The sequence below is a fragment of the Chryseobacterium sp. VD8 genome (genome assembly GCF_037149975.1).
GTDB classification, from domain to species: Bacteria; Bacteroidota; Bacteroidia; order Flavobacteriales; family Weeksellaceae; genus Chryseobacterium; species Chryseobacterium indicum.
Genome location: NZ_JBBCQL010000059.1, coordinates 1 through 20,715, shown reverse-complemented (window position 1 = coordinate 20,715; position 20,715 = coordinate 1). Strand labels below are relative to the sequence as shown.

14 protein-coding genes are annotated in these 20,715 nt (G+C 35.4%); 7 read left to right on the top strand and 7 right to left on the bottom strand.

Annotated elements, in window-relative coordinates; all coding sequences use genetic code 11:
- Positions 1-40 precede the first annotated feature (40 nt).
- From WFK35_RS08975 to WFK35_RS08945, 7 genes are all read right to left on the bottom strand, one after another.
- Entirely contained in the window at positions 41-745 is a 705-nt protein-coding gene (locus WFK35_RS08975) for a WbqC family protein (protein WP_214588286.1), read from the bottom strand.
- 1 nt (position 746) lies between these two features.
- The gene (locus WFK35_RS08970; protein ID WP_336732385.1) at positions 747-1,829 is read right to left on the bottom strand and encodes a DegT/DnrJ/EryC1/StrS family aminotransferase; all 1,083 of its coding nucleotides are present in this window, start codon (positions 1,827-1,829) and stop codon (positions 747-749) included.
- A gap of 8 nt (positions 1,830-1,837) precedes the next feature.
- Positions 1,838-3,034, bottom strand: a complete 1,197-nt coding sequence (locus WFK35_RS08965) for an ABC transporter ATP-binding protein (RefSeq protein ID WP_336732384.1) — start codon at positions 3,032-3,034, stop codon at positions 1,838-1,840.
- Complete coding sequence (locus WFK35_RS08960) at positions 3,034-3,876, bottom strand: ABC transporter permease (RefSeq protein ID WP_336732383.1); 843 nt, start codon at positions 3,874-3,876, stop codon at positions 3,034-3,036. Before WFK35_RS08960 ends, WFK35_RS08965 begins: the two co-directional genes overlap by 1 nt.
- 171 nt (positions 3,877-4,047) lie before the next feature.
- Entirely contained in the window at positions 4,048-4,911 is an 864-nt protein-coding gene (gene rfbA, locus WFK35_RS08955; protein ID WP_336689150.1) for a glucose-1-phosphate thymidylyltransferase RfbA, read from the bottom strand.
- Positions 4,912-4,932: 21 nt separating this feature from the next.
- Positions 4,933-6,012, bottom strand: coding sequence for a dTDP-glucose 4,6-dehydratase (gene rfbB, locus WFK35_RS08950; protein WP_214588291.1), 1,080 nt, complete (start codon positions 6,010-6,012; stop codon positions 4,933-4,935).
- 4 nt (positions 6,013-6,016) lie between these two features.
- Positions 6,017-7,330 carry a UDP-glucose dehydrogenase family protein gene (locus WFK35_RS08945; protein ID WP_336732382.1) on the bottom strand — a complete coding sequence of 438 codons (1,314 nt, stop codon included), beginning with the start codon at positions 7,328-7,330 and terminating at the stop codon, positions 6,017-6,019.
- 217 nt (positions 7,331-7,547) lie between these two features.
- Here WFK35_RS08945 and rimP point away from each other — a divergent pair, with 217 nt between their 5' ends.
- The 7 genes from rimP to bshC form a co-directional block, all read left to right on the top strand.
- Positions 7,548-8,015 carry a ribosome assembly cofactor RimP gene (gene rimP / locus WFK35_RS08940; protein WP_076391758.1) on the top strand — a complete coding sequence of 156 codons (468 nt, stop codon included), beginning with the start codon at positions 7,548-7,550 and terminating at the stop codon, positions 8,013-8,015.
- A 15-nt stretch (positions 8,016-8,030) separates the two neighbouring features.
- Positions 8,031-9,266, top strand: a complete 1,236-nt coding sequence (gene nusA, locus WFK35_RS08935) for a transcription termination factor NusA (protein WP_336732381.1) — start codon at positions 8,031-8,033, stop codon at positions 9,264-9,266.
- Positions 9,267-9,346: 80 nt separating this feature from the next.
- Positions 9,347-12,367 carry a translation initiation factor IF-2 gene (gene infB, locus WFK35_RS08930; RefSeq protein WP_336732380.1) on the top strand — a complete coding sequence of 1,007 codons (3,021 nt, stop codon included), beginning with the start codon at positions 9,347-9,349 and terminating at the stop codon, positions 12,365-12,367.
- 238 nt (positions 12,368-12,605) lie between these two features.
- Positions 12,606-15,614 (top strand): SusC/RagA family TonB-linked outer membrane protein, encoded by a 3,009-nt coding sequence (locus tag WFK35_RS08925; RefSeq protein WP_336732379.1) that lies wholly within the window; start codon positions 12,606-12,608, stop codon positions 15,612-15,614.
- 17 nt (positions 15,615-15,631) lie between these two features.
- The gene (locus WFK35_RS08920) at positions 15,632-17,128 is read left to right on the top strand and encodes a RagB/SusD family nutrient uptake outer membrane protein (protein ID WP_336732378.1); all 1,497 of its coding nucleotides are present in this window, start codon (positions 15,632-15,634) and stop codon (positions 17,126-17,128) included.
- Between the two features lie 136 nt (positions 17,129-17,264).
- On the top strand, positions 17,265-19,199 hold the full coding sequence (locus WFK35_RS08915) for a putative porin (RefSeq protein WP_336732377.1): 1,935 nt from the start codon (positions 17,265-17,267) through the stop codon (positions 19,197-19,199).
- Positions 19,200-19,212: 13 nt separating this feature from the next.
- Positions 19,213-20,715, top strand: a 1,503-nt coding sequence (gene bshC, locus WFK35_RS08910) for a bacillithiol biosynthesis cysteine-adding enzyme BshC (RefSeq protein ID WP_336732376.1), incomplete at its 3' end; no start/stop codon positions are given.

Below are 20,715 nucleotides of genomic sequence, written 5' to 3'. Positions count from 1 at the left end.
TAACTGACTGGTTCCAAAAATTACAATTTTTTCCATAATGTTATTTTAATTCATATTTATTCAAAATATTTTTTATATCATCAATACTATTGAACATTAGTACGTCAATGATTGATAAGTGGGGAACAAAAATATTTTTAAACTGTTTATATTCCAAAGGTAATGATTTAATAAAATGTAAGGCTACTCCTTTCTGGGAAAAGTCTTCTTGTTTATAGAGTTCCTGCCCTCCAATGGCGTTAATATAATCTGTTGCGTCTTCCTGTTTGCAAATATCCAACAATCTTTCCTGTCTTTCTAAATTTTGATTTTGGTAAGATTGAGAAGAAATGATAAACTGAGTTGTAAATCCTAAATATCGGGAAACTGAAAGGATACTGTCTATTGCCAGATCGCTTATAGATCTATTTTTTTTATTAAAGACTTCTGCTACCAATTCATAAACAACACTAAAAAATGGTGCGTTTTTGTAGTTTTGAGAAAGTGTTAATAGAAATTTTGTTTTCCAGTTTTCATACAACTTTACATTTATTTCAGTATCTTTTATTAAGGTAAATGACGTTGCCTTAGACAAAGGAACTGTAAATAAAAAACTTTTTCCTGATAATAAAATATTATTTCTGTTGATCCAGCCTTGTTTGATAAAATTTACATCATCATAAAAAATGAATTTATCAACTGCATTAATCATTTGGAAATATCCTATATAAGGAAAAATGTAGGGTTGCATTACAGCAATTTTCATATTAATTATTTTGGAATCGAAGTATGATTCTTACAATATATTCTATTTCCTCAGGAGTCAGATCATAATAAAAAGGAAGACATAATACTCTTTTGGAAATATCTTCTGTTACAGGCAATTCTAATTTTGGCAAATAAGGCAATGCTGAAGCAAGGCTTGGATAAAAATATCTTCTTGTATATATTTGTTGCCTTTCCAATTCCGCCTTAAGCTGTAAAAGAACTTCTTCACTTTCTAAAATAATAGGATAATAAGCATAATTTTCCTTAGACTGAGAATGCCAAATTGGTTTTTTATATTTGAAAGTGGATAGTTTTTTGTCATACAATTCTGACAAAGTTTTTCTCTTATCATGAATATTATTTATGTATTTCAAATTTGCAAGTCCCATCGCCGCGTGAAACTCCGAATTTTTACCATTGATCCCTAAATCTGAGAAAGAGTCGAAACTTGCAATTCCAAAATTTCTTATGGTTGCCAGTTTCTTTAATACATCAGGTTTTTTTGTTATAAGTAATCCACCTTCTATAGAGTGGTAAAGTTTAGTAGCATGTAATGAACAGGTAGAAATGTCTCCGAATTCAAAAATAGATTTTCCGTTAACTTCTACTCCAAAAGCATGTGCCGCATCATAGATAACTTTCAGATTGTGCTTTTTAGCAATTTTATCTATTGCTTCAACGTCACATGGATTACCGTAAACATGAGTTGCAAGAATAGCTGTAGTTTTTTCTGTAATTGCTGTTTCTATTTTTGTTGGATCTATGCAGAGACTTTTAGAATCTATATCCACAAAAACGGGCGTACATCCTTCCCAGACAATAGAACTTGTTGTTGCTACAAAAGAAAAGGGCGTTGTAATAATTTCACCTTTTAAATCCAAAGCTTTTATAGCCATTTGTATGGCAACAGTACCATTTGTTACAAATAGCAGATGGTTAACTTTTAGATGGTCTTTCAGCTCCAATTCCAATTGACTTGCCAATGGACCCATATTGGTGAGCCAGTTTCTTTTCCAGATGCCAGCTAGATATTTCTGATATTCTTCCTGAGGAGGTAAGAAAGGTTGGGTTACGGGAATCATAATAAATTTTAATGTAAAGTTATGATATTTTCGCTTTCTAATTCAAAGGGAATCCATTGTTCCTTTTCACCACCAACAGTAAACTCAATGATATTGTTAATACGGATATAAGGGGATTCTGTTGAGGGATCATAGAGTCCTAAATCTAATATATATTTTCCTAATGTAAAAAGAGGATTTTTCACAGTAATTTTATAAGTTATCTTTGATCCTTCTTTTATGTTTTCTCTATATTCTTTTACAGATATACCAGCAATTGGTTTTTGTTCTTTATCTTTAAACTCAAGATATAATATAGGTAATCTTTCAATAGCAGCATTAACCTCAAATTCGAATGTTAAATTGAAATCCTTATGACGATGAATTTTATTATTCAAAAGGTCTGTTTGAACCGAAATTAATTCGAGAGTTTTGGTATCGTATACTTTATTTTGATGGTTATTTGAAAACTTATTGTAATAAAGTTGTATCCCTTTTCCGATTTCTTTTCCGCAGTATTCAACTTTTCCATGATCCATTAAGATTACTTCATTGCAGATCCTTGATATCATTGGCATACTATGAGAAACAAAAATAACAGCAGTACGAGGGAGTAACTCATCTATTTTGCTAAAACATTTCAGAATAAAACCCAGATCTCCTACAGCTAATACCTCATCAATGATCAGTATATCAGGTTCAAGATGAGCGGCAACCGAGAAGCCCAAGCGAACCTTCATTCCCGAAGAGTAGTTTTGTACAGGGGTATCTATAAATTCGCCAATTTCAGAAAAGTTTATGATTGAATTCATTTTTTCTTCAACCTCTTTTTTTGTAAACCCCAATATAGAAGCATTATTGTAAATGTTCTCTCTTCCTGTAAGTATAGGATTGAAGCCTGCACCTAGTTCTATTAAAGCGCCTATTTTTCCTCGCATTACAATCTTGCCTTTATCAGGATTGTAAAGCCCGTTTAAAACTTTCAGAAGTGTAGATTTTCCGGCTCCGTTATGTCCTATCAGTCCAATGCATTCTCCTCTTTTCAGCTCAAAACTTACATCATGTACAGCCCAGAACTCTTGAGGACGCAAATCTTTGTTCACGCGTAGCCCTAAAGTACTTCGAATGATATCTAAAGCTCCATATTTAAGAGAACTTTTAAGATTTTTGCTGAATTTCTTCGATACATTCTGTACGGAAACTAATATTTCGTTATCCTTTTCCATTATCCTGCGATTTTTTCAATAACGATTGGCATTGATTTTCTGAAAATGACCAGTCCAATTAGTAAAAAAAATATACTTAAAACCGTTAAGCCGATTGTAAATGGTAAAGACTGAGTTTCTGTTCCTGTCAATGTATTTCTGGTATCATTAATAATATAAGTTAAAGGATTTAGCTTAAATAAAAATTTAAAAAATCCTACCGAAGGAGCAGCGTATACAACAGGAGTTACATACATCAGGAAAGGGATTCCTGTTGTTAAAACTTTACTTATGTCTGTGTAAATTAACCCTAAAGGAGTTATTAGAAGACCAATGGCGAATGCGAAAATTATTAATGAAAAAATGTAAAAAGGAAAAAGTAGTAAATTCCAGGATGGTGTTATCTGATAAATAATCAGAATAAAAATTACCGGGATCATTTTTATTGCCAAATTGAACAAGGTAGTATATAGTCCCTTCATTAAAAGAGACTCCTTAGGAAAATTGATTTTTGAAATAATTGATTTTCCTGCATTGACAGAATTTATAGGACTTTGAATGGCTTCAGCAAAGATGTTCCAGGTAGTGGTTCCCAAAATCACAAAAACTGGGTAAGGTATTCCGCCCGGAATATTTACATTTACAACGCCGGAACCATTCAAAAATAACCAAACCAAGGAATTAATAATTACGGGAGCCAATATCCAAAAGAAACCTAGCAATGACTGTCTGTATTGAGCCTGTATGTCTCTTTTGGTCATTTGAAAGGCTAAAAAATTAGATGATCGAATGTCTTTATAAATAGAGGCAAGCTCTTTAAAAAAATGTGTTTCTTTATCAGATGTGTATACTACGGTTTTCAAAGTAGATTTTTTTCAAATTTATAACAATTAATTGATTTTCAATTTGTATGCGTTGTAAATTATTACTTGCATAAAATGAAAAAGTATAACTAATATATTAATATTTACTGTTATGAACAAAAAACTATCAGCCGTAAAGCCAATAGTTTTAAAATGTATTAATTTAGTCGATTATTTATTGACTAATTTTTTTAGGTATTCGCCATAACCGCTTTTTCCGTATTTGGTTGCGGTTTCCAGTAATTTTTCTTCGTCGATGAATTTATTTCTGAAAGCAATTTCCTCAATGCATCCTATTTTGAAGCCCTGTCTCTTTTCAATTACTCTCACAAACTCAGAAGCATCGTTTAAAGAATCAAATGTTCCTGTGTCCAGCCACGCTGTACCTCTGTCGAGAACACCTACTTCCAGTTTCCCTTTTTGAAGGTATACATTGTTCACGTCCGTGATTTCCAGTTCTCCTCTCGCGGAAGGCTGAATGTTTTTAGCAATTTCAACTACTTCGTTATCGTAAAAGTATAATCCGGGAACGGCGTAATTTGATTTTGGTTTTAAAGGCTTTTCTTCGATTGAAACGGCTTTAAGATTATCGTCAAATTCTACAACGCCATATCTTTCAGGATCTGAAACGTGATACGCGAAAACAACACCTCCATCCGGATTGGTCTTGTTTTTAAGCAAAGTTCCCATTTCTGAGCCGTAAAAAATATTGTCCCCTAAAACCAATGCAGCGGCGTCATTTCCTATAAACTGATCTCCTAAGATAAAAGCCTGCGCAAGACCATCCGGACTTGGCTGAACCACATATTCTATATTGCATCCGATCTGAGAGCCGTCTCCCAATAATTTAACAAAGCCTTCCTGATCGTGAGGCGTTGTAATAATTAAAATATCTTTAATTCCTGCTAATAGCAATGTAGAAAGAGGATAATAAATCATCGGTTTATCGTAAACAGGCATTAACTGTTTGCTGACCGCGATTGTAAGAGGGTAAAGTCTGGTTCCGGAACCTCCGGCTAAAATGATACCTTTCATCTTTTAATCTGTGTTTAATTTCTAATGATACTGTTTTTCGTAATATTTCTGATAATCTCCACTCGTTACGTGTTCCAGCCATTCTTTATTCTCAAGATACCAGTCAATGGTTTTTGCCAAGCCTTCTTCAAATGTTACCGATGGCTTCCAGCCAAGATCTTTATTCAGTTTTGTTGCGTCAATAGCATATCTTTTATCGTGTCCCGGTCTGTCTTTTACAAAAGTAATTAATTTTTCAGAGTAGCCTTCTTCTCTACCTAATTTAGCATCCATTTGCTTGATTAATTCTCTTACCAAATCAATATTCTGCCATTCGTTGAAACCTCCGATGTTGTATGTTTCTCCTGTTTTGGCTTCATTGAAAATCTGGTGGATTCCTTTAGCGTGATCGATGACAAAAAGCCAGTCTCTTGTATATTTCCCGTCACCGTAAATAGGCAAAGGTTTTTCATTGATGATATTTGAAATACAAAGAGGAATCAGTTTTTCAGGAAAATGATTCGGACCGTAATTGTTTGAGCAGTTAGAAATGATAAACGGCATTCCGTATGTGTTTCCGTAAGCTCTCACCAAATGGTCTGAAGCTGCTTTTGAAGCCGAATACGGAGACTGTGGATCATATGCTGTAGTTTCTAAGAAAAAACCTGTTTCACCTAAACTTCCATACACTTCGTCTGTGGAAACGTGGTAAAAAAGATTCGTTCTCTTCTCATCCGGGAATCTTCCATGCGTATGGTCCGGATTTAACGTCCAGAATTCCTTACAAAGATTCAGAAGATTGGCGGTTCCGTTCACGTTGGTATTAATGAATGCCATCGGATCTGTAATGCTTCGGTCTACGTGACTTTCCGCAGCTAAATGCACTACTGCATCCGGATTGTATTTTTCAAAAACTTTTCTTAATTCTTCAGGTTTTGTAATGTCTGCTTTTTCGAAAACATAATTGGGTTCGTTTTCGATGTCTTTCAGGTTTTCAAGATTTCCTGCATACGTAAGTGCATCAAGGTTGATGATCGTTGTTTCAGGATTGTTTTTTACAAACTCTCTTACCACGTGCGAACCGATAAAGCCGGCTCCTCCCGTAATGATTATATTTTTCATTTGATTAATTTAAAACTGTTTTGCGTCCTATACTTTTATAATAAAAACCATTCTGCTCAGGAATTTCCAGCGGATACATGTTTCTTCCGTCGAAAATTACCTTATTGTTCATTCTTTTGGCCATCAGTTCGAAATTCGGGTTTTTGAATTCCGGCCATTCTGTTGCAATAAACAAAGCGTCTGCATTGTCCAGAGCTTCGTACATATTTCTTGCGTATTGGATTTTATTTCCTAATAATTTCTGAACATTATTTTCGGCAACAAGATCATAAGCAACAATCTTTGCCCCCTTTTCTAAAAGCAAAGCAATATTATCTAATGAAGAAGCCTCACGAATATCGTCGGTATTTGCTTTGAAGGCTAATCCCCACATTGCGATCGTTTTCCCTTCGATATTTCCTCCAAAGTATTTTTCAATTTCCGAAACAAGAATTACTTTCTGGGCAATATTTACGTTTTCGGTCGCTTCTAAAATCTGAAAATTAAAATCTTCCTGCTTTCCGGATTTTATCAATGCTTTCACATCCTTCGGAAAACAGCTTCCACCGTATCCGATTCCCGGAAACAAAAATCGATGACCGATTCTGTCGTCACTTCCCATTCCAAGCCTCACTTTATCCACATCAGCGCCAACTTTTTCGCAGTAATTAGCAATTTCATTCATGAAAGTAATTTTTACTGCCAAGAATGAGTTAGCTGCATATTTTGTAAGCTCAGAAGATTTTTCATCCATAAAAATAATAGGAACTCCGGTGTTGGTAAATGGCTGGTAAATTTTAGCCATAATTTCCTGTGCCTTTTCAGAACTTGCTCCAACAACCACTCTCGCAGGATTCATAGAATCTTCTACTGCGAAACCTTCCCTTAAGAACTCAGGATTGGAAACCACATCAAAAGGAATCCGGGTTTTTGAAGCGATAACTTCACGGACTTTATCAGCAGTTCCTACGGGAACGGTACTTTTATTAACAATAACTTTGTATTCCGTCATCATTTCGCCAATATCGTTTGCTACTTTCAATACATAAGAAAGATCTGCGGATCCGTCTTCTCCGGGCGGAGTAGGTAAGGCTAAATAAATAACTTCGCTTTTATCCAAAGCTTCTTTTAGATTGGTAGTGAAAAATAATCTTTCAGCCTGTATATTTCTCAGGAACATTTCTTCAAGATTCGGCTCATAGATGGGAACTACGCCGTTTTTCATACCTTCTACTTTTTTTTCATCAATATCTACACAGTATACTGAATTGCCAAGTTCTGCCAAAGTGGTTCCTGTAACCAGTCCTACATAACCTGTTCCTACAATGGTAATATTCAAAATGTATGTTTTTAAAAAATTCAAACACAAAAGTAATAAAAATACCATGATCTGAGTCTTTAATTTCGTGTAAATAAAATTTAAGTTATCATATTGATAATAAGATATTTTGCTTTTACAGGAAAAAGTCGTATATTTGCAATGGATTTACGGAAAAACATGGGAAGGCCTTCGGAAGAAAGCCTTTTTTCGTACTGGTAAATCAAGATTTTAAAATATGGAGTTTAGAAAAAGAATTGAAGAATTATTACATGAATTCCTCGAGACCAGAAAAGATCTGTTTCTTATTGATCTGAAAATTTCTGCGGGGGATGACATCACAGTGATTTTGGATGGTGACAATGGTGTTTCGTTACAGGACTGCCTTGATGCAAGCCGCGCGATAGAATTTAATATGGATCGCGAAGAACATGATTTCAGCCTGCAGGTAATGTCTGCGGGATTGAGCGAGCCTTTGGCAACTCCAAGACAGTTTGCAAAAAATATCGGAAGAGAAATTGAAGTTTTACTGAATGACTCTACGAAAACGGAAGGCGAACTGGCAAAAGTAGATGAAGAAAAAATCACATTGATCCTGCGTTACCGCAAACCGAAAGACATCGGTAAAGGAAAAGTGGATGTGGAGGAGGAAAAAGAAATTCCGTACTCTGAGATTAAAAAAGCATTAGTAACAATTAAATTTTAAAAGAAAAAAGAATAAATGGACAATATAGCGTTGATTGAATCCTTCGGTGATTTTAAAGACGAAAAAGGGATCAGTAAGATTGATCTTATGGCAATTATTGAAGATTCTCTGAAGACACTTTTGAGAAAAAGATATGATTCGGATGATCATTTTGATGTGATTGTAAACCCTGATAAAGGAGATTTTCAGATATTTTTAAATAAAACCATCGTGGAGGACGAAATGTCTGAAGATGATGATCTGGAAATTGAGATTTCTGAAGCTAAGAAAATCGACCCTACTTTTGAAGTGGGAGAAGATTTTACGATGGAAATTCCTGTTGCACAGTTGGGAAGAAGAAATATTCTTACCCTGAAGCAGATCTTGGCTACAAAATTGCAGGAGCACAACAATGCGATGTTGTACGAGCAGTTTAAAGACAGAATCGGGGAAATTGTAGTAGGAGAGATCCACCATATCCGTCATAAGCACGTGATTTTGCTGGATGATGAAGGGAACGAATTCATTTTGCCTAAAGAAAACCAGATCCCATCCGATTTCTTTAAAAAGGGTGAGAATATCAGAGCTATTGTTGAAACAGTAGATTTCAAAGGTTCAAAGCCGCAGATTATTATTTCCAGAACTGCACCTAAATTCTTAGAAAAACTATTAGAGCTGGAAATCCCTGAAATTCAGGACGGAACTATTATTCTTAAAAAAGTAGTGAGAATTCCTGGAGAAAAGGCGAAGATTGCAGTAGATGCTTACGACGACAGAATTGATCCGGTAGGAGCTTGTGTGGGAGTGAAAGGATCCAGACTTCACGGCGTGGTAAGAGAGTTGAGAAATGAGAACATCGATGTTATTCAGTGGTCTAAAAACCCTGAGATTTTGGTGAAGAGAGCTTTAGGAAACGTTACCATCAATAAAATTGATATCAACGAGGAGCAGGAATACGCTTTAGTATATACTCCGGTTGAAGAGATTTCTAAAGTAATCGGGAAACAGGGCCAGAATATCAGACTTGCTTCTTGGTTGACAGGTTATGAGATTGATGTACACAGAGAGTCCAGCGAAGATGATGATGTTGAACTTACAGAGTTTAATGATGATATCGAACAATGGATTTTGGATGAGTTTAAAAAAGTAGGTCTTACTACTGCAAAATCAGTTTTAGATAAAGAAACTGTAAGCTTGCTGAATATGGTCGACCTTGAAGAGGAAACGATTGAAGAAGTGAAGCGTATTCTTAGAGAAGAATTCGAAGATTAAGATTTGTAAATAAATTTTAATAAACAGTAAAAAAGAAATACTTTAATTTTAAGAATTAAAAAAAATAGTAAATAATATAGATGCCAAAAATTAGATTAAATAAAGCGGTTAAGGAATTCAATATTTCGATGTCCAGATTAGTAGAATTTTTACAGTCAAAAGGCATTGAGGTTGAAAGCAATCCTAACGCTCAATTAGAAGAAGCGGCATATTCTGCATTGGAGGCTGAGTTTGCCAAGGACGGCGAACAGCGTAAAGCTTCCCATGAGGTGGTGATCACGAAAGTTCCGGAAGAAAAACTGGAAATTGAAGAAAAGAAAACCCCTGAAGTAATAAGAGCTAAAGCTAACAAACCGGAAACTAAAATTTTAGGTAAAATAGATTTAGAACCTAAAAAACCTGAAGTGGAAGAAGTTCCGGCTCCAAAACCGCAGCCTGTGGTGGAAGAGAAAAAAGAAGAAGTTGCACCTGCTCCTGAAGTAAAGGCAACTCCTGAAAAGCAGGAATTTAAAGTTCTTGATAAAATAGATCTTTCCCAGATCGAATCCAGAAACAGACCTGTGAAAAAAGATAAACCAAAAGCGGAGGAAAAGAAAGAAGAAGAAAAACCTGTGGTTAAACCTGCAGAACCTGTAAAAGAAACTCCGCAGCCTGTTGTTGCTAAAATACCGGTTGCAAAACCAGCTGAAGAAAAAACAGCTGAACCTGCAAAAGCAGAAGAGGAGTCTCAGGAACCACAAAAAATTGAAACCGTTTATCAAAAACTTGACGGTCCTAAAATCGTTGGAGAAAAAATCGATTTAACTCAGTTTGCACCTAAACCTGGAGCAGGAGCTAAAAAGAAAAGAAAGAGAATTGAAAAACCGGGCGGAGGAAATCAGCAGGGTGGAAACAATAACCAGCAGGGAGGAAATAATCAGGGACAAGGAAATCGTCCTCAAGGACAGGGAGGTCAAGGTGGAAACCGTTTTGGAAATAACCAGGGCGGACAAGGAAACCGTCCTCAAGGTCAGGGTGGACAAGGGAACCGTCCTCAAGGACAGGGAGGTCAAGGTGGAAACCGTTTTGGAAATAACCAGGGCGGACAAGGAAACCGTCCTCAAGGTCAGGGTGGACAAGGTGGAAACAGAGGTGGATTCAACAGAGGCGGACAAGGAGGTAACAGACCGGGTCAAAGAACAATGCCTGTTGAATTAACAGACGAACAAGTTAAAAACCAGATCAAGGAAACCCTTGAAAAATTAACCAATAAAGGAGGTAAATCTAAATCTGCAAAACACAGAAAAGATAAAAGAAACTTTCGTAGAGAACAGGACGAGCGTCAGCAGGAAATTGATGCGGCAGACAGAACATTAAAAGTAACAGAATTCATCACGGTTGGTGAATTGGCAAGTTTAATGAATGTGTCTCCTACAGAAGTAATTTCTGCTTGTTTCTCATTAGGTGTAATGGTTACCATGAACCAAAGGCTGGAAGCGGATACCTTATTATTGGTAGCAGATGAATTTGGATATAAAATAGAATTCTCTGATGCAGATCTTGAAGATACAGATTCTGAAGACGACATCGATAACGAGGAAGATCTTCTTCCAAGAGCTCCGATCGTAACGGTGATGGGGCACGTAGACCACGGTAAGACTTCATTACTGGATTACATCAGAAAAACCAATGTAATCGCTGGTGAATCAGGAGGAATTACTCAGCATATTGGTGCTTATAACGTGAAACTGGAAAACGGACAAAGAATTACATTCTTAGATACGCCGGGTCACGAAGCCTTTACGGCAATGAGAGCGAGAGGTGCACAGGTTACCGATATTGCAATTATCGTAATTGCTGCGGATGATGATGTAATGCCTCAGACAAAAGAAGCGATCTCTCACGCACAGGCTGCAGGAGTTCCGATGATTATCGCCATCAATAAGGTTGATAAACCGAATGCGAATCCTGATAACATCCGTCAGCAGCTTTCCGGAATGAATATTTTGGTAGAAGAATGGGGTGGAAATGTTCAGGCGCAGGAAATTTCAGCTAAATTTGGTAACAATGTTGATGTATTACTTGAAAAGGTTTTATTACAGGCTGAATTACTTGAATTAAAAGCAAATCCTGACCGTTCAGCAAACGGAGTTGTTATTGAAGCTTCTCTGGATAAAGGTAGAGGTTATGTAGCAACCATGTTGGTACAGACCGGAACTTTAAGAGTTGGTGATTATGTGGTAGCTGGTAAAAACCACGGTAAAGTAAAAGCTTTGCTTGACGAAAGAGGTAAAAATCTTTCAGAAGCAGGTCCTTCAATCCCGGCAACTATTTTAGGTCTGGACGGAGCGCCTACAGCGGGTGATAAATTCCGAGTTTATGCCGATGAAAGTGAAGGTAAAGCGATTGCCAACAAGAGAGAACAGCTTCAGAGGGAACTTTCGATCAGAACTAAAAAACATACGACACTTGAGGAATTGGGAAGACGTATCGCTTTAGGAGAATTCAAAGAATTGAATATTATCCTTAAAGGTGACGTGGATGGTTCAGTAGAAGCATTGTCTGATCAGTTACAGAGATTATCAACTGAAGAAATCAGCGTGAAAATCCTTCACTCAGGGGTTGGACAGATCACTGAATCTGATATCAACTTAGCAGCAGCATCTGATGCAATTATTATTGGATTCAACGTAAGAGCCGGAGCAAATGCAAAAGATCTTGCAGACCGTGAAGAAATTGAGATCAGAACCTATTCTGTAATCTATAAAGCGATTGATGAAGTAAAAGAAGCAATGGAAGGGATGCTTTCTCCTGAAATTCAGGAGCAGGTTATCGGTAATGTTGAAATTCGTGAAGTCTTCAAAATTTCTAAAGTGGGAACCATTGCAGGTTGTATGGTTCTTACCGGAAAAGTTACAAGACAATCTAAAGTGCGTTTGCTAAGAGATGGTATCGTGAAATTCGATGGTGAACTTGAAAGTTTAAAACGTTTCAAAGACGACGTAAAGGAAGTAACAAAAGGTTACGAATGTGGATTGAACCTGAAAGGCTACAATGATATTGAACAAGGCGACATTCTTGAAGTTTATGAAGAAGTTGCTGTGAAGAAAAAGTTAAAATAATACAATATTTTATCTATATGAGACAATAATCCGGCTTTTTTAAGTCGGATTATTTTGTTAATTTATAATAAATCTAAATAATTTCTGTATTAATTTTTTTTTAATTGTTAAATGTTTATCTATTTCTAAAGTTAATATAAACCTAAGTGAATAGGGATATGAAATGTTCAATCGTTTTTATTGTGTATATTAAGGCTTGCTTAGATTAGATAAAATATAAAAAGTTAAAAACTTGTTAATGTTAAAATTTATTAACATATTTGCTTTTGTTAAAATATTAAAAACTGTTAATATGAATGTGAAATTAAAAGTGTTAACTATTGGGACTGTTTTCTTTTTAGGAGAAGTAGTATTCGCACAACAAAAGAGGAGTGATACTATTACTACTAAAGAAATAGACGAAGTTGTACTTGTTGCTTATGGAAGGCAAAAAAAGGAGACAATTGTGGGGTCCACCACTAGTATTAGCTCAAAAAAAATTGAGCAGAGAGCTATTACAAATGTAGCACAAGTTTTAGATGGTGCGGGAACTGGTATTCAGGTCAGCACATCTACAGGTCAGCCGGGAAGTGCCCCGTCAGTAAGAGTTAGAGGATTTAGTTCAATAAACCTTTCTAATGAGCCCTTATATGTTGTAGATGGTTCTCCGTATCCAAGCGGTATTGCATTTTTAAATCCAAACGATATAGAGTCGATGAGCGTTTTAAAAGATGCGGCATCTACCTCCTTATATGGATCAAGTGCTGCGAATGGTGTGGTATTAATCAGTACTAAAAAAGGTAAAAGAGGGAGAGATGTTATTAACTTTACGGCTTTAACTGGGATTACAGAAAGAGCTATACCTGAATATGATAGAGTTAATGCTTCTCAGTACTATCCTTTGGTTTGGGAATCATTAAGAAACGGATATAGAACGTCAAATCCAACAGCAACTATTGCTACAGCTAATGCTTATGCTACGAATAATCTGATCACAGTATTAAAAAACAATGTTTATAATGTAGCTGATAATCAGTTGGTTGTTGATGGAGTATTGAATCCAAATGCGTCTCTAAAATATTCTGATTTAGATTGGCAAAAAGATTTAGTTAAAAAAGGTTTCAGACAGAGTTATGATCTAAATTACAGCGGAGGTACCGATAAAACAACATATTTTGCCTCTATTGGTTATCTTAATGAGACGGGTTATATCATTAAATCTGATTATGAGAGACTTACATCGCGACTAAATATTGATTCTCAAATGAGAGATTGGTTAAAAGTTGGAATTAATTTGTCGGCAGCATCAAGTTTTGGTAATAATGCAGTAGACGGCGCTAGTAATAACTCTTCATATATCAATCCGTTCAGCTGGACAAGAAGTATGGGGCCAATTTATAGCCCATATGCTCATGATACCAACGGTAATACTTTATATGATTCAAATGGGCAGAGGGTATATGATCTTACTGCGGTAAGAGGGGCAGATGCAGCTTCTGGAAGGCATGTTATTCAGGAAACTCTTCTAAACAGAGATTTTTCTAAAACATTTTTAGCAAATTCCCGTTCTTATGCTGAATTTAAATTAGCAAAAGGTTTAACAGCGACAATGAACGTTGCTTATGATATAAGAAATTTTAAAAATACTACTTATACCAACAAAATTATCGGAGATGCGGCCCCTGCTGGTGCAGCATCTAGAACTGCTGTAACAAACCAAACTATCACTTTTAATCAGATTGTCAATTATAAAAAGAGTTTAGGTAATCATAATTTTGATTTGACTGCTGGGCATGAATCTTTAAAATATATTTATGAATATCTGTATGGGTATAAGCAGGGGCAGGTAGCTTCAGATAATGATGAGTTAGTGAATTTTATTACTCCAACATCTCTGACATCTCAGACAGATAATTATAGAAAAGAGAGTTACTTTGCTAGAGTAAATTATGATTTTTCAGAAAAATATATGCTATCAGGATCTATAAGAACGGATGGATCATCAAGGTTCTCACCTGATAGAAGATGGGGAACTTTCTGGTCTTTTGGAGCGGGATGGAGAATTAACAAAGAGTCTTTTATGCAAAATCTTAAGTTTGTAAATGAATTTAAACTAAGAGGTTCATATGGAGAAGTAGGTAACGATGCAAATTTTTCAACGACAGGTCTTTCCTATTATGCTTATCAAAACTTATTTAGTTTAGGATATAATAATGCAACTGAAGGAGGTGTATTGTTTGGATTACTTTCAGATCCAAACATCAGTTGGGAAACCAATAAGCAATTCGATCTTGGGGTGGATTTTTCCTTTCTTAATAATCGTATTTCTGGAAGTGTTGAATACTATAAAAGATCCACAGCTGATATGATTTTTGCTTTCCCTTTAGCTATTTCTGTAGGTGTTCCGGGAAATTCAATTTATAAAAATGTTGGAGATATGTATAACCAAGGGATTGAGGCAAATCTAAATTTGGCTGTTATCAAAAAACAAAATTTCGGATGGGATTTAACAGTAAACGCATCAACTATAAAAAATGAATTGACGAGATTGCCTGACGGGCAGACACAAATTATCAGTGGAACTAAAAAACTGATGGTAGGACATTCTATTTATGATTATTGGTTAAGACAATGGTATGGTGTTGATTCGAGTGACGGATCCCCATTGTTTTTAGTAGATGATGCATATGCAAATACAACCGCAGCAGACATTCGAACTGTTAATGGGGTTTTAGTAACTACAAACTATGCAAAGGCAAAATATGATTATTCAGGATCAGCGATTCCTAAATTATATGGAAGTTTTGGAACAACATTAAGATATAAAAATTTATCTCTTAATACTTTGTTCACTTATCAGATAGGAGGAAAAACTTATGATTCCAACTATGCGGCACTTATGTCTGCCTATACTCAGGGAGGAGCTTTAAGTACAGATATTTTAGAAAGATGGACAACTCCGGGACAAGTTACTAATGTTCCACGAATGGACGCTACAACTTATGTAAGCAGCAATGCGGCTTCTTCAAGATGGTTGGTGAAATCAGATTTTATTTCATTACGCTCCGCTTCTCTTGCTTATACTTTCAATACCGAAGATATTTCTCAATATGGGATCAGAGGATTAAAATTATTTATTAGCGGTGAAAATATTTGGTCTAAAACGGCTCGTAAAGGTTTGGAACCTATACAATCATTTAATGGGACGACAACTAACAGATATACTCCTGCAAGAGTTTATAGTTTAGGACTTAATGTAACTTTCTAATCGGAAAAATAAAAAAAATGAAAAAATATATAATTAATTTTGTACTTGCTATTGGATTAGCGTCAGTTTCTTCTTGTAGTGGAGACTTTTTGGATACGGTTCCTACAGATTCTGTAGACGAAACGTCTGCAGTTTCTACTGCGGACAATCTTATGACAATTATTAATGGTATGCACCGTGATCTTTATTATAGACAAAACTCTAATCAGGGTCAAAATGGTCAGGCTGGAATTATGATCATGATGGATGCTTTAGGTGAGGATTTAGTTTTTCCTTCCACTGGGAACGGATGGTACATTAGTACCGTAAGATGGCAGGATCAGATTAATGAAAATGGAGCTAATGATTTTTATCCATATCAATTCTATTATGCATTAATCCGTAATGCGAATACTGTTATTAATGCAGGTGATAATGCAACAGGAGACGTAGCAATTAAGAATAAAGCAATTGCTGAGGCTTATGCTTACAGAGCTTTTTGTCACTACATGCTTGTTCAGCTTTATGGTATAAGATATACAAATGGATCAACGAATAATCAGCCGGGAGTTCCGATCAGAACATCATTAGACACTGCGCCGAAAGGTAGAAATACAGTGGAAGAAGTATATGCGCAGGTTAATGCAGATTTGGATAAATCAATATCGCTTCTTACAACTTATACAGGAAGAGCTGCTAAATCGCATTTTGATCTGAATGTTGTAAGGGGATTAAAAGCTAGAGTTGCTTTAACGCAAGGTAATTATCAGCTTGCAGCAGATAATGCAAAGTTGGCAAGAACAGGATATGGCTTAATGTCAAACGCAACCTATCTGTCAGGATTCAATACAGTTTCAAATGGTGAATGGATGTGGGGTTCTTACATTGTTGCAGACCAAACCGACTATTTTGGAAATTACGGAGCTTATATGTCTAGAAATTATAACTCTACAAATATTCGTACTGCTCCAAAAGCAATTAATAAACTTTTATTTCAAAAATTTCCGGCAACAGACGTAAGAACTAAAAATTTTGATCCTACAGGACAGCATACAGCTTTGGGACTGCCATCGAATTTTGCCAAATTTGCTTATACAAGTCAGAAATTCTTAGCTGTGAGTACTTCAGACAGTAGATGTGATGTGCCTCTGATGAGAGCTGCGGAGATGTATTTAACAGAAGCAGAAGCTTTGGCCAGAATTCCTGGAAAAGAAGCTGATTCTAGAGTTGTATTTAACCAGTTCATGTTAAACAGGAACCCAAGTTATGTTGCTTCTTCTAATACTGGAACTGCATATATCAATGAAATTTTAGACAGCAGAAGAATAGAACTTTGGGGAGAAGGTTTCAGATTCCTTGATTTAAAGAGATTAAATCTTCCGTTAGATAGAGGAACGTCTGCTACCACAAACCATTCTGCAACGGTTGTAAATAATGTGTATTCAGTTCCTGTAGGAGATAAGAGATGGCAATATCTTATTCCAAAGGCTGAAATTGATGCAAGTAATGGGTTAGTTGAACAAAATCCATTATAATTTTTATTAAAATATAATTATATAAGACTGTCTTTAAGGCAGTCTTTTTTAATTTAAGTCCCGAGATATCATATAGTATAATCACCTATATACATACTTAATTCAATTTTCCTACTTTTGCATAACAATCTTCATTATGAAATATTCAATTGTATTATTGATTTTGGTATCAGTGTTTTTAAAAGCCCAGGTCGTCAACAAAACAGACTTCAATAAGCTTCCTAAAGATAAAGACACGATCGTAGTCGATTCTGGGAAAAAAGATTCTTTAAAAATATTTAAACCGACTATTAATGATTATCTCTATCAGAAGCAGTTTTCTGAAAAGAAAGTCTTTGATACGGTAATGACTTTCGATAAAACGTATATTTTTTCTCAGTATAACAATAAAGATAATTTTGGAAAAGCACAGGTTGCAAATATTGGGGCAGGATTTAATCCGCTTATCTATGAAGTGAATGCCGAACAAAATTTATCACTATTACCAACCAACAAATCGTATTGGATTTTAGGCGTTAATGATATCAATTACTATGATGTAAAAACGCCGACCGCAACCTTCATTTATCATAATGCAATGAAAAATGGAGCCGCTTTAAGATCTTCTTACACCCAGAATATTGGGAAAAGATTTAATTTTTCTCTGGAATACAGCGGATTGCGTTCTCAGGGAATGTACAGGAATTCATTGGCATCCAATAACAATACTTTGTTTACAGGACATTATGTCTCAAAAAGCGGAAATTATGAATTGTTTGCACACTATCTTCATCAGAATGTAAACAATCAGGAAAATGGAGGAATTGCAGTAGACAGTTTATTTCAGAACGGCGATAGCAATTCAAGAAACAGGCAGAATATGCAGGTGAATCTTACTTCTTCAAGTTCACAGTATTCATACAGAAGATATTATTTAACGCATCAGTTTGCTCCGTTCAAATCAGAAAAGATTCCTTTTAAGATCAGGCATACTATTTCTCACCAGGGAAACAAGTATTATTACGCCCAGAGTACGGCAGAAAACTATTGGTACGATGCTCCGGATGAACTTGTTGCAGGAGCTCCTCTTACCTCAAAAAAATATTCAGATAATTTCAGCAATACAGTAAGCCTGGTTTGGAACAATGAAAAATTTAAACTTGATGCCGGTCTCCGTTACCAGATGCTGAAATTCGGTTCCAACGAAATTACACTTCCGATTTTAGTTATTCCGACAGAAATTAAAGAAAGCCGCATCGGGGCAGTGGGAAATTTACAGATAAAACTTTTCGATAAAATTCAGTTGAATTCATTTTTAGAGTTTTCTAACGGAAGCCAGTTTGGAACCTATTTAAAAACGACAAATAACCTTAAATTCGAACCGGTAAAAGATTACTTCGTAAATGCGAAATTAAACTTTCAAAGCGCATATCCATCCTTCAATTATCTGCTGAATACTTCTGTCTATAATAATTACAACTATTATTTTCAGAATGCCCAAAACCAAACGGTTACAGAAATCGGAGGAAGTCTTGGCTTGAAGTGGTTCAAAACAGAATTATTTGCCAACTATTACAGAATAGATAATTATACGTACTTTGACGAAATTGCCATGCCTCAGCAAAGCGGAAGTCCGGTTAATATTTCTCAGATCGGAGGTGATGCTACATTCAGCTACGGAAAATTTCACTTAAATACAAGACTGCATTTCCAGAATGTCTTAACCAACAAAGACTTGTTGCCGCTACCCGGTTTCATTGGTCGTGCGAACTTCTTTTTCCAGTCGAAGGCATTTAAAAATGCTGCCGAAATTCAGACAGGACTTAAAGTATATTACTTTTCAAAATTTGCTTCAAGAGAATTTTTCCCTATTCTTAACGAATATATTTTGCCGGGTTCCAATTCATTTTCTATCGGAGGACAGCCGATTGCCGATGTTTATTTTAATCTGAAAGTTAAAAAAATGTTCTTTTTTATTGAAGGACAACAGGTAGGAACCTTCCTTTCTCACAACAAAGCATACGCATTTCCAAGCTATCCGGTCTACGATTTCAGGCTGAATATGGGAATTGTATGGTATTTGTTCAACTAAAATTTATACAGAGTTGAAAACTATAAATAAAATATCTTTTCAGGATATCCAGAGCATACCTCAGCTAATCAAAGATTTTTTAAATCATGAAATTGAGGGATTTGAAGAAAAAACATTTTCTTTAGACCATTTTAAGAAACAGATCGCGCAGAAACAGAATTCTTTCACGGCGGATCAGAGAAATATTTTAGCCGGTAATTTAGAAAGACAGCTTGCCCATCTTGAACTTTCTCCGAAGCAGAATGAAAATATAGATCATTTAAGACTTTCTAATACCTTCACCATTACAACCGGTCATCAGTTGAATCTCTTTTCAGGACCCGTCTTTTTTATATACAAGATTTTGCAGACCATTAAAACCTGTACTTATTTAAAAGAAAATTTTCCTGAATTTAATTTTGTTCCTGTATATTGGATGGCTTCCGAAGATCACGATTTTGCGGAAATTAATCACTTTAAAACCGAGAACAATTTCTACGAAATCAACGAAAAATCAGGCGGTCCGGTTGGAAGAATAGAAATTAACGATACATTTTTCATATCTGAATTTGAAAAAGAATTCAAAGACTATGTTTTTGGGACGGAACTAATTTTAATGCTGAAAGAAGCTTATAAATCCGGGCATACATTAACTCAGGCAATCCAGATTTTAGTCAACAGACTGTTTTCAGATTTTGGCTTACTGATTTTGGATGGTGATTCTAAAGCTCTTAAAAATCAGATCAAAGAAACCTTTAAAGATGAACTGCTGAATTTCAGCTTATATAAAAATTCAAAAGAAAAAGTAGATTTCTTAACCGGAAAATATTGTAAAGTTCAGGTAAATCCGCGCGAAATTAATTTATTCTATCTTTCCGATACAAGAGACAGAATAGATTTTGACGGTCAGAAATACTTTGTGGTAGATAAAAATATTCAGTTTACCGAAGAAGAAATTTTAAATGAACTTGAAAATTCTCCGGAAAAATTTAGCCCGAATGCTCTGATGCGTCCAGTTTATCAGGAAACCATTCTTCCTAACCTTGCCTACATTGGAGGAAATGCAGAAATCATGTATTGGCTGGAACTCAAAGATTACTTTTCAAACATAAATGTTCCTTTCCCGATCCTGATTCCCCGAAATTCCATGCTGTTTTTAAAAGAAAAAACACTCGGGAAAATAGAAAAACTGAATCTGAATGTAGAAGATTTCTTCCAGAACTTTACGACGGTCATCAACAATAAAATGCTGGAAGATAATTCCATTCTGGAAATGTTGGAACAAAAGGAAAATATACTCATCAGTCAGTTTGCCGAACTTAAAAATATCGCCGAAACCACCGAAAAATCTTTCGGAAACATGGTGAAAGCCGAAGAAATAAGACAGTTGAAATCCTTCAAAAGAATGAAAAAACGTCTTCTTCATGCAGAAAAGATTAAAAAAAGCGAATTGATGGAAAGACTGGAAAATCTGTTTTTAGATGTAAATCCTTCTAAGAATTGGCAGGAAAGGGTTTATAATTTTAGTGTATTTTTT